The 11862-nt window shown below is 69.2% G+C and carries 6 protein-coding genes and 2 pseudogenes; 4 read left to right on the top strand and 4 right to left on the bottom strand.

Features of this window, described 5'->3' with window-relative positions:
- The first annotated feature begins 156 nt into the window (after positions 1-156).
- A pseudogene (locus tag ACZ7OY_RS44280) lies at positions 157-1529 on the top strand (IS1380 family transposase).
- A 182-nt stretch (positions 1530-1711) separates the two neighbouring features.
- Here ACZ7OY_RS44280 and ACZ7OY_RS44275 read toward each other — a convergent pair.
- The 4 genes and pseudogenes from ACZ7OY_RS44275 to ACZ7OY_RS44260 form a co-directional block, all read right to left on the bottom strand.
- On the bottom strand, positions 1712-3823 hold the full coding sequence (locus ACZ7OY_RS44275) for a tetratricopeptide repeat protein (RefSeq protein WP_472251166.1): 2112 nt from the start codon (positions 3821-3823) through the stop codon (positions 1712-1714).
- A gap of 240 nt (positions 3824-4063) precedes the next feature.
- Complete coding sequence (locus ACZ7OY_RS44270) at positions 4064-4645, bottom strand: hypothetical protein (RefSeq protein WP_472251165.1); 582 nt, start codon at positions 4643-4645, stop codon at positions 4064-4066.
- A 313-nt stretch (positions 4646-4958) separates the two neighbouring features.
- Positions 4959-5483 (bottom strand): annotated as a pseudogene (locus ACZ7OY_RS44265) (transposase family protein); the annotation flags it as partial.
- 77 nt (positions 5484-5560) lie between these two features.
- A complete protein-coding gene (locus ACZ7OY_RS44260; protein WP_472251164.1) occupies positions 5561-9472 on the bottom strand; it encodes a CHAT domain-containing protein in 3912 nt (1303 codons plus the stop codon).
- A 274-nt stretch (positions 9473-9746) separates the two neighbouring features.
- Here ACZ7OY_RS44260 and ACZ7OY_RS44255 point away from each other — a divergent pair, with 274 nt between their 5' ends.
- The 3 genes from ACZ7OY_RS44255 to ACZ7OY_RS44245 form a co-directional block, all read left to right on the top strand.
- Positions 9747-10142: a hypothetical protein gene (locus ACZ7OY_RS44255; RefSeq protein WP_472251163.1), complete on the top strand. Its 396-nt coding sequence runs from the start codon at positions 9747-9749 to the stop codon at positions 10140-10142.
- The gene (locus tag ACZ7OY_RS44250) at positions 10142-11083 is read left to right on the top strand and encodes a hypothetical protein (protein WP_472251162.1); all 942 of its coding nucleotides are present in this window, start codon (positions 10142-10144) and stop codon (positions 11081-11083) included. Before ACZ7OY_RS44255 ends, ACZ7OY_RS44250 begins: the two co-directional genes overlap by 1 nt.
- Before the next feature lie 420 nt (positions 11084-11503).
- The coding region (locus tag ACZ7OY_RS44245; RefSeq protein WP_472251161.1) for a transposase at positions 11504-11862 on the top strand (359 nt) is incomplete at its 3' end.

Here is an 11862-nt window from a genome sequence, read left to right as displayed (position 1 = left end):
ATCTCCCCATTCACCCCAAGGGCCTATCCACCCAAAACCGCCACCAGCATGGCGTCCCACCTGCACCGTTGCCCTAAATCACCGGCATTGCTCTGACCAGCAAGAATGAGGATTGTCGAGGTCCTTGTTCCTGCCACCGCCGGAGGCACTTCCCAGGTGAAGCACTCTATCGGGTCCTATCCCCGGGTCCGCGTCCAGGACGACGGCCGTCAGGTCGTCTCCCAGGCCGGGTCGGTCCTGCTCGTCGAAACGGTCCGCAAGACCGGTCTTGACCAGGCCATATCCCAGGCTCTGGCTCCGTGGCGCAAGCCGCGCGCCGTCCACGATCCCGGCAAGGTGCTCCTGGACGTCGCCCTGGCGGTCGCCCTGGGCGGGGACTGCCTCGCGGACGTCGCGATGCTGCGCTGCGAGCCGGCCGTCTTCGGCCCGGTCGCCTCCGACCCGACCGTCTCCCGCCTGATCGACACCCTCGCCGACTCTGGCGAGAAAACCCTGCGGGCCATCCGGTCCGCGCGGTCCGAAGTCCGTGGCCGTGTCTGGTCGTTGGCCGGAAAGAGCGCCCCGGACGCCGACGGCCAGGTCGTCATCGATCTCGACGGCGTCCTCGTGACCGCCCACTCCGACAAGGAGGATGCGGCCGCGACCTGGAAGAAGACCTACGGCCATCACCCACTGACGGCCTTCGTCGACCACGGACCGGGCGGAACCGGTGAGCCCGTCGCCGCCCTCCTCAGACCGGGAAACGCGGGCTCGAACACGGCCGCCGACCACATCACACCCAACTCGCCCTCGCCCAACTGCCGAAGAAGTACCGGCGAGGGCGGCGGACCCTGATCCGCACGGACTCCGCCGGCGGCACCCACGACTTCGTGGCCTGGCTCGCGAAACGAGGACGATGGCTGTCCTACTCGGTCGGCATGACGGTCACCGAAGCGATCCACCAGCACGTGCTGAAGGTCCCGGCGTCCGCCTGGACCCCGGCCGTCGAGGTGAACAACGACATCCGGGACGGCGCATGGGTTGCCGAGCTCACCGGTGACGTCCTTGCCGGCTGGCCGAAGCGCATGCGACTGATCGTCCGCAAGGAACGGCCCCATCCCGGCGCCCAGTTGAGAATCACGGACGCGCACGGCATGCGGATCACCTGCTTCGCGACCAACACCCCCGACCGGCCGATCGCCGCCCTCGAACTCCGCCACCGCCTGCGGGCCCGCGCGGAGGACCGCATCAGGACCGCCCGGGCCACCGGCCTGCGCAACCTGCCCCTTCACACCACAGCCCAGAACAAGGTCTGGCTCGAGATCGTCCAGATCGCCCTCGACCTGCCGGCCTGGATGCCCATGCTCGCCCTCACCGGCAAGGCCCGGCTCTGGGAACCCCGCCGCCTGCGGTTCCGCCTGCTCTCCGCGGCCGCCCAGCTGGTCACCACCGGCCGACGCAGGATCCTCCGGCTCGCCCGCCATTGGCCCTGGACCCAGGAGATCACAGCCGCTCTCGAACGGCTCGCCCTCCTGCCGAACCCCGGTTGACCAGTGGATTCACCTATCCCTACGAAAAGAGGCCCAGCCCGGAGCAGTGGAACCCGGCGCCCACCCGACGCGACACTCGGGCCGTCGGCATGCCCACCATCAGCCACAGAAAGCGAAACGGTCCACCGACTCCGTCGGCGGACCGTCATGCAAGATCGAGGTTAGGACCTCTAAGAGCAGTCTCATACGTCGTCGAAGTCCTCTTCACGTTCCAGCTCTCTCAGGACTCTCGCCAGATTCCGTCGGCTGACCTTCGTTTTGGGGTGATCGGAGCCAAGTACTCGAACACGCGCCCGCAAGATGACGCGGTGCTCCCGTGCGGCTTGTTCGAGTCGCCCGAGGTCTTGAGAGACAAGAGCCAGATTATTCCTGCTCGTAAGTGTTCTGGGGTGTTCATCGCCGAGCGTGCGCCGACGGACCTCTAGGACTGCAGCGTGTTCATGTTCGGCTTCAGCTAAACTCCCTAGCCGGCGCAGCAGGGAGGCGCGATTAGCCCGACTTGTCAGGGTTTTGGGATGCTCGTCACCGAGCGTGCGCCGACGAGCCTCCAGGACCGCAGTATGTTCCTGCTCGGCTTCGACGAGACGCCCGAGCCGGCGCAGCAGTCCGGCGAAGCTGCTACGGCTGCTGAGCGTGTCGGGATGCTCTGGCCCCAAGAGCCGAGTGCGAGTGTCCAGCGCGATGCAATGCTGGGCCTCGGCTTCTTGCAGGCGGCCCATCTCGCAGAGGACCAGAGCAAGATCATTGCGGCTGGAGAGAGTGTGCGGGTGCTCGGGACCCAGTACAAGCGTCCGGGTCATAAGCACCATTCGATGCCCTGCTTCGGCCTCCCCCAGTCGACCTAGGTCGAAGAGGCACGCGGCGTGATAGTTGCCGGCTGTCAGCGTTTCGGGATGATCGGCACCGAAGACGTGGGCCATGGCTTCAACAGCTGTTCGGGCACATTCTTCGGCCTCGGCAAGGCGCCCCAATTGGCGCAGCATGACGGCGAGACTGCTTTGGCTGGTCAGGGTCTTGGGGTGCTGTGGTCCGAGGTGGTCCCTGTATTGCTGAAGGGCACGGCTGTAGGCCTGTGCCCCTATGGCATACAGCCCATATTCGTGGGCGGTCGAAGCAAGGCGTACAGCTTCGCTCGCATCCGCCAGTGGCAACGCTGCGGAGAAGACACGCTCAGGTACTTGCGTCTCCGGCGTGGCACGCATCTGGCTGGCGTCGACGAGGTAGTCAAAGACGTCGACAGGGGCAGTGACTCCCAGGTCACCAGCAGGTACGAGCAGGGCAGTTGTAGCACGGCGTTGCCGGGTCGCCCAGGACCAAGCTTCCTCGGACGTCTCTGGGCGCAGACGTAAGCCGCCTCGTTCGTTTAGGTAGGCCTCGTGCAGACTTTCCAGGAGTGACCGAGAGAGTGGGCGGGTGAGGCCAGCGCGCCTGCAGTCGACTGCGGCGGTGACAAGGGCCGCTGCCCGTGGATGATTGCCCACGTCCCATGCGTCAAGCCAGTCGCCCAGCAACTCTGGTCCTGCGGCCAGGTACTCGGCCAGCCCGTAGTTTCCAGCGCAGTTGAGGGCGTCGGCGATGCGGGTATCCCATGCCCGGGTCCGTGCCCTCTGGAGCTCGTTCGACGTGAACAGTCGCGCGAGCCGGAGCTGGACTGCTTGCTCTAGGGTTTCACGCGCTTCGGAGAGTTCCGCAGAATCCGGTGTCCCCGTATCGGTGTACCGCGTCATCTCCGCCGATCGAAGCGTGCCAACAACGACTCGATGATGACCATCACCGGTGGTCAAACGACTGATGCTTGACCGCGTCAAACCATCAGGGCCAAGGAAGCGTTCCATGCCATCCAGCCAAAGAACGCATCGCGGCAGCTGGGAGGCCCTCGCAACAGCGGCAGGTAAGGCCAGTCGGTGTAACGGTGCAATGAGAACGTGATCGGGTAGCGCCGTACGCATGGCCTCGTATGCCAGGCGCGATTTGCCCGCGGTGGACTCTCCTATCAAAAGAACAACGCCGCCGGCTGCCAGCAGCTCCACGACACGATCGTGTACATCGCGCGGCACGTAGGGCGGCACGCGATGACGGCTCACTCCTACTTGGTGGTCGGCAGTCAGGCCTGCACGGGAAGCTGGTTCTTCGGCATTCCGTGCTGGATGCACACCGAGCAGAATCGGATCTGACACTTCCCGAACCAGGGGCAGGTTCCCCCCGGGCAGCACCACGCACCCCTGGACCAGCACGAGGTCACGTTCCTCCGCCCGCTCCCGTCGCCGTTGCAAGTCTGTAAGAAGTGTGGGCATGAAAGCTCCTGCAGTTGCCGCAATCACCGCACCCAGAGCCAAGAGCCACCACAAGGTGATCTCTGCTGCCGCAAGCACGGCGGGAACTGCGACACCAAGCGCAGCCATACAAATCACGACCCCGGCCGTCATTGCCTGTGAGCCGCGTAGAAGTCTCCTCACTTCACCACCTGCCTCGAAGCGGGAGGTTCTCGGAACCCGGAATTCCCGGTCCGCATACATCGCCACCTGTCAACGCCCTTAGCGATATACCCTCAACAGGTCGAGAGACGCATGGGCTTCCCGCAGTTGCACCCGGCCCGCGGCCCCCGGATAGATCCCCTCGACCGTGGCGCCGGAAGGCACGTACTCCAGTACATGATCGGACTGCATCCGCCGCGTCACGTCCGCCAAAGCAGGATGATCGACCGCAGAGGCAGGAGCGACCGCTCCAACACAGCCTCTCCAGACCCGGCTCAGCGCGCCCAGACCCGCCGCGGCCCAACGCACCCACTCCGCCTCGGCAGACAGCACCACCATCAACAACCGCGGCGGCCACGCGAACGCCCGCAACCCGACGAACCGAAACTCATCAGCCACTCCCCCGCTCTGGCAAAGAAGCCGCCCCGCGAGCATCCGATATTGTCCGCTCCAAGGCCCGGGCCACGCAATACCGGCGAGCAGGACGCCATCGCCGCCCACGCCTCCGCCCTGGGACTGTCCCCGGATGAGTACATCCGCCGGACGGCGGCCGAGCGTGCCCTTAGCTGGCAGCGCGAACGCGAAGCCTTCCACGCCCTGGCACAGCGGAAGGGACGTACGGTCGAGGAACTGGTACGTCACGGAAGCCTCACCGACACCGGCCTCTGACCAGCGCTGCTGCGCACCCTGTACAACCGCGCCAGCAGGTGCGTCGCCCGCCACCCAGGCAAAGGCCCCTACCTGATCGGCAGCATCAACGATGCTGTACCGGATCCGGGAACGGGGCTCCCGTACCCCGTCCTGCCGTCGACGACTCCGCCCTGCCCCACTGGAGCAGGGACAACAACCGCCCTCCGGGCACCCCGCAAGATCACGAAGCCGCCTTCTGCCAGCTCATCGAGGAGGACAGCATCCGCGCCTTCGGGATGCACGACCCTGTTCGCGACACGCTCTGGATGCCGTGTTCGCGTGCGGCGCGGATGTCATGGACGGCTCCGGGTAGGGCGGGTGAGGCCCACAAGAGACGTCCGGCCGGGTCGGCGAGGACCTGGACGTTCATGCCGTGCTTCTTGTGTTTGCCTGAGTAGAACGGCCGGTCGGCGGCAATCCTGTCGATGGGTGGGAGAGTGCCGTCGAGCAGGACGAACGCCTTCCTTGACGCTTCGCGGATGGCTTGTTCGAGCGTGGGTGCGAGGGCGGCCAGGAGGCCGACGGCTTCGGTGATGTACCGGTAGGCCGTGGTGGTGCCGATGCCGAACCCGGCTGCGAGCTGGGCGTAGGGATGTCCGTTGCGCAGGTGGGCGAGGGCGAGCAGGGCCTGTCGGCCGGCGCTCAGCAGGCGCCACCGGTTGCCGATCGCACGGCGATGTTCGCGGATACGAGCGGTGAGGAAGCGAAGATGCGAGGTGGACAGGTCCAGTCCGGATGGGTAGACAAGCGCGTGAAGCCTCTGCTGACACGGGTGATCTTGGTCGTGAATTCGTCTACCAAGGGCGTCGCTCCTCTCTCACGTCAACTGCGGGACCGGCTCAGCAGGTTGGAAGAGGCTTGGTCAAGCTACGGTCCGGTATGGGTGTGGGCCGCCCAGTGGGTCGGCGAGCGTAGGTAGCGGGCCCTGAGCGAGCGGACCGCGTCGTGCAGGGCCCGGGCCGACTTCGTGGTGTCGGGAGGGGTCGTGCCGCCCGCGGTGAGGCGGATGTAGAAGTCGTTGGCGATCTCGGCGGCGGCGCGTTCGTCGACCGGCCACAGTGTGCCGATCACATGGCGGTATCCGGCCAGGTGGAATGCCCCGGTCAGGTGCACCGCCTCGTCGGACAACCGGAGGACGGTGGCGGAGGTGTCGCAGGCCGACAGGAAGGCCAGTTCCCCGGTCAGCCGCAGCGCGCCGATGTCGCCTACCGTCAGTGGAGCGGTCTCATGGTCGTGCAGGATCAACCTGCTGGCTCCCGGGTCCCGACCGTCGGCGAGGCCGTGGCAGGAGAAGTGCGCCACCGGGTGCGTGGGGAGCGCGGCCAGCACCTCGGAGCGCACCGGGTGATCGGGGCGCAGCGCGTCGGGGATCAGCGCGTGGACGGTGTCGGCTTCGAGGCGCGCGCCGTACAGCGGTTTCGTGCGGGGCGCGTCGGGGACGGCGACGATCAGCGCGCGTTCCACGGTCGGTGGCTGGTGGGAGCGGGCGTAGTTCAGCGCGCGTGCCGTCGGGGTATAGGAGGAGACCACCAGGTCCAGGACGGTGCGCGGACTGGCCTTGCGGAGTGGGTCGGCTCCGTCGAGGTCGAGGTGGTGGCCCGCCGCGTGGACGGGCAGAGCACACATAATGCCCACCGGGCACCACCAGATCCGTCGGGGCGACGGGCCGTCGGCGCCGACGGCGGTCAGCACCGGCTCAGCGACGGTGTCCCACAGCCAGGCGAGGACGTCGAGGATCGCAAGCTGGGCGTCCTGGCGTACGAGGGGTGAGACGTCCTCGTCGGTGGCCGCCCGGCGGGCGACGGTGAGCTGTTCGGCCCGGGCGGCGGCGTCGTGCGCGGTGAGCCGGTCCAGCCGGAGGGTGCGCACAGTGTCGGGCCGGGTGCGGTCAAGGATCAGCGCGTCGCAGCGGTCCGGCCCGGCGGTGAGGAACACCACGGGGCCCTGGTCGCCGTGCCCGGTCAGGTCGGCGAGCCGCGGTGGGTGCAGGAAGCCCGTGAAGCCGTCCAGCCCGCGGATCCGCTCGACGAGGCGCTCCCATTCGTCGTGGGCCCGCTGGCGGGTGAGGGCGACGTCCCTGGGGCCCTGGGCCTGGGCCTGGCTCTCGCCCTGGCCCTGATCTTGGCCCGGGGTCGGGAGCGGCGGCGTCCCGCCGGTCCCGTGGCGGGTCGGCCCGGGGTCAGGGGCGTGGTCGTCGAGGGTGTCGAGGCGGTCCTGGAGGTCTCGGAACTCCCGGGCCAGTTTCGGGTGTTGCTCATCCAACCGGGAAAGGTCGTCGCCGCGGGCGTCGATAGTGCCAGCGGCGAGCGTCCCGCGGGTCGCCTCCAGGAGTTCTACCGCGCGTCCGGGGAGTCCCGCGGCCAGCGCGGTCGCCGCCGCCACAGTGGCCAGCGACTCCAGGCGGCTGACCTGGTGGCGCTGGTCATCCCGGGTCAGGGTCCGGGGGCTGAGCCGGGGCAGCAGGACGGTGGCGGTTTCCACCGCAGCCAAGGCCTCCGCGGTACCGGCGGGCGTCGCGCCGGCCAGCAGGGCGACCTCGCGCAGGGCCTGGATCCGGACGAGAGCTTCGGCCGCGGTGTTCCGTCCGGCCGACCGAAACGCCTCCAGGGCTTCGGCGGACAGCGCCCGGTCCTGGTTCCGTTCGCCCAGGGCCCGCAGCGCGTGGCCGAGGGCGCTCAGGAACGAGGCGTGGGAGGGGTGGCCCTCCGGCGTGGCGGCGACGGCCCGGCGGATGGTCGCTACGGCTTCAGCGAGCAGGTCCCGGTCTCCGGTCAGCTCGGCGAGGAGCTGGAGGAAGGCTCCCAGGTTGCCGACGCGTCGCGGGTAGTAGGGGTCGTCGGACGGTGTGCCCTCCACGGCCTCGCGGAGCAACTCGACCGCCCAGCCCTGCATCTCCGGGGTCCCGAACCTCAGCGTGACACTGAGGTTGTTCAGGTACCCGGCGCGGTCGGGATGACCCTCCGGCACGTCGGCGACGGCTTGGGTGCAGACCTCCACCGCCTCGACGAGGAGGTCGGCGTCGCCGGTGCGCCTGGCGAGCGCCAGCAGGGCATTCCCGAGGTAGCTCAGGTTTCCGCCCCGGTATGGGTGGCCGACTGGCGACCCGAGGACTGCCCGGCGGCTGACCTCCACCGCCTCGACCAGTGCGGTGGTGTCCCCAGTCGCATCGTAGAGGGCCAGTAGGGAGACGCTGAGGTTGCTCAGGTACGCAGGGAGGAGGAAGAGGTCGCCGTCCGCTGCGCTGGCGACCGCCTGGCGGGTGACCTCGACCGCCTCGGTCAGGTGGCCGATGTCTCCGGTGCGCCTGGCGAGCCGACGCAGGGCCAGGCCCAAGTTGCTGTTCCGCCGCATCCGTTGCGAGCTCGTCTCCGGCGTGGCGGCGACGGTCCGGCGGCCGACCTCCACGGCTTCGGTGAGCAGTTGTAGGTCCCCGGTACGTTCAGCGTGCGCGCGCAGCGTGTTGGCGAGGTCTGCTAGGCGCTGGAGGAAGTCGGGGCTGTCGTCAGGCGTGGCGGCGACGGCTCCGCGGCACAGGGCCACAGCCTCGGCCAGCAGGCCGGATTCCTCGGTCCAGTCGGACAATGTGCGCAGGGCGGGGCCCAGCAGTCCCGCGAGCCCGGCGCGGAGCGGGTGGCCGTCCGGCATCGCGGCGACGGTCCGGCGGCTGACCTCCACCGCCTCGGCCAGCAGAGCGGAGCCGCCGATCCGCTCGAACACCTCCCTATGTTTGGCACTCAGCGGCCCCGACAGGCCTGCGGCAACGGACAGCCCGTACAGCGATTCCAGGACGGCGGAGAGCAGCCGCACGACGTCCGCGTGCTGGAGATGGTTGGGCGGGGCCAAGGTGACGGCTTCTCGGCAGATGGGCACGACTTCGGCGAGGAGGACCCAGTCCCGGGTGTACTCGGCCGACTCCTGCAGGGCGAGGCCGAGGTTGACCAGGCACGCGACGCGCTCCGGCGCGCCCCGCCGACCGTCGGTGACGGCCTGCCGACCTGTCTCCACCGCCTCGGCGAACAGTTCGGCGTCCTGCAGCAGTGCGGCTTGGAAGCGCAGGGTGACGCTGAGGTTACTCAGACAGGGCCGATGGTCGGGATGGCCGACCGGGGCCGCGGAGACCGCTCGGCGGCCCACCTCCGCCGCCTCGGCCAACGTTCCGGCGTCGGCAGTCCGGTCGTATAGGGCGCGGAGCGCGAGGCCGAGCATGGACAGGCACTTGGAGAGGTCAGCGTGGTCGTCTGGGACGCAAGCCGCGGCCCGTCGACCCAGCTCTACCGCCTCCGCCAACGGAGCGGTGTCATCGGTGTGTTCGGACTTCGCGCGCAGCAGTAGGGCCAGATTGCTCAGGTAGTTCGGGTAGTCGGGGTCGTTGCGCGGGACGTCGGCCACGGCCCCGCCCAACAGTGTGATGGCTTGGTCGAGTTGGGGGAGGCTCCGGCTCCGCTGGTAGGACGCGAACAGCTCGCCCGCAGTGGCGGCGGCCGATTCGGCCTCCACCTGGCGGCGGGCGTGCGACGGGGCCTGGGCGAACAGGACGTGCAGGGCCTCCGGGACGACCTCTGGGTGGGAGTGGTACACGGGGTAGAGGAAGCGCACGGCCTCGCTGAACGCCTCCCGGTCCTCGCCCTCGGGGAGCTGCTGGTATCGGTACCAGTGGAACGTGCCCAGCAGGTGGGCCACCCGCAGGTCCTCCTCCGGGCTGCCCACCGTGGCCAACTCCTGGGCCTCCCGCAGAGCTTGGAGGGTGAGCAAGGTCGTCGGGCTCTCGCCCTCCCGCATCACCCTCAGCATGCGCCGTTGTAGCGCCGCCACCGCGCGGCTCCGTCTTGACTCGTCCGATCCGAATCTGCCGAACACTTCCACTACCCCCTCGAACCCGGCGGGCGGTGCCGCCGCTGCCCGGTCCGTCGTGGCACTCCGGGCAGCCCGCCGGGTTCTGCGGATCCTAGCCGCCACGGTCCGCCGGAGCGGCTAGAATCACCGCAATTGTCCTGCTGGTAAAGCAATTTACGTAGTCGGCCTGGTTGGTACGAGAGTGTCGGAGGAACGACGGGTGAACGAGGTTCGAGAGCGCCTGGCCATCCTGTGCGGCCAGGTCGCCAGGCACCCCGAGATGCGCGAGGCCATCGCCGCCGCCGGTGCGGAGACTCAACTGGCCCAGCTCCTCGACGCCGTCGCCACCGACGGGGCGCCGGACCACGTGCAGCTGCTCAAACTCCTCAACAAGATCGAGGACCGCTGCAGCCACTGGGGCCTGGTCGGGGTCACCACCTCCTCGAAGCAGTACACCGCCCTCCCCTCGGGCTTCTCAGCGTCCGCCCCGGACGAGCCGGTCACCTGGACCTGCCCACTGCGCCGCTGCAGCCGGGCCGTCTTCGCCGACGAGGTCACCGAGCCGCCGTCCTGCGCCGCGGCCGGGCTACCGATGGCCGCAACCCGGGTCCTGTGATGACCGGCTTCCTCGCGAAACTGGGTACCAACCTGACCGAGCGGTGGCTGTCCCTGCTGGTTCTGCCCGGCCTGCTGTGGGCCGCCGCGGCAGCCGCCGCGTCCCGGCTGGAGCAGGCCGACCCGTTCGACCCGCGGCCGCTGGCCGACTGGCTGCACAGCATCGCCGCGCAGCCCGCGGAGCACCGCACCACCTGGCTCGCCGTCGCCGGCATCGTCGGCGTCCTAGTCTCGGCGGGGGCCGGGCTGGCCGCCAGCGGCCTCGGCTCTGTGCTGGAGAACCTGTGGGTCGCGCAGGGGACCCATGCGCCGCTGACCTGGATCGTGTGGGCCCGCCAACGGCGGTGGAACGCGGTACGCGCCTCGGCCCGCTTCTGGATCGCCGCGGTGAACGACCCGGAACGCACCGGCATCAGGCGCGCCCGCGCCCGCGCCGCGGCCCGCCGGGCCCAGCGCCGCCACCTGGCCCGGCCGACGCAGCCCCCGCACCGGCCGACGCGCATCGCCGAACGCTTCGACGCCAGCGCCAACCGCTCCCGCACCCTGTACGGCCTGGAGCTGGAGCTGGTCTGGCCCCGGCTGTGGAGCGTCCTGCCGGACGGACTGCGCGCCGACGTAACCGCCGCCCGCGACGCGTACGCCGCGGCCGGCCGCCTCGCGGGCTGGGGCCTGCTGTACGCCACCCTATCCGCCCTTTGGTGGCCCGCCGTCTTGCCCGGTGCAGCCGTGGTCGCCGTCGCCCGCGTGAGGGCCCACACCACAGCCGGTGTCCTTGCCGACCTCATCGACACCGCCACCGACCTGCACTTGGCCGATCTCGCGGACCGGCTCGGCGTCCCCACCACCGACCGCCCGGCCCTCGAAATCGGAACCGCCGTCGCCGAACGACTGGTCTGCCCCCAGCAACCCACCCTCCCGGCCCCTGCCACCGGAACGCCGTAGGTTCCGCGGCCCAGAAGACGACGCTAACCACTGAACGTGTACGTGTGGTCGGCCAGTAGTCGAAAGCTTGACCGGGCCAGGTCACTGGGAGGCTCTTGGAGAAGTCCCCGACGACGCCCTGCAAAATCGTCTGGCTCTGCAACCAAGCCCTGAGACGTCATCCGCTTATCGATGACGGGGCTGGTCTGGTCGAACAGGGTTCCTGATCGGGTGATCGCGCGGGGGCTGGCGCATAAGAGCAGGGCCTCTTGGTAGTTCGGGGGTGCGATCCCATCCGAGTACCAGGAGGCCCTGTTGTCGCAGTCTTGCGTGCCCGCGGGTGTGGAGTCCAACGCGCTGCCACCGTCGTGTGACTGCCTCGCGCACAGGTTCGGCAACGCGGCAGACCGACCGGACCGCGCCCGGTGCCATGTGTCCGACATGACGGAGGCGGAGTGGCAGCTGGTCCGGGCCGTGCTGCCGGTTCCTGCCTGGCTGGAGGGTCGGGGCGGGCGACCAGAGGGCTATTGCCACCGTGTGATGCTGGATGCGGTGCGCTATGTCGTGGACAACGGCGTGAAGTGGGTCAACCTGCCCGTGGACTTCCCGCCGTATCGGCGTGTGCATGCTTTCGCCCGCCGCTGGCAGGTGAACGGCCTGCTCGCCGAGTTTCACGACCGGCTGCGCGACCGCGTCCGGGCTGGGGAGGGGCGCTTGCCGGATCCGACGGCCGCGATTGTGGACTCGCAGTCGGTGCGAGCGGCGGCGAACATCCCGCGCCCGACGTCCGGCTGGGACGG

The sequence above is a fragment of the Streptomyces sp. NPDC107559 genome (assembly GCF_055657365.1).
This window is presented reverse-complemented; position numbering and strand designations above follow the sequence as displayed.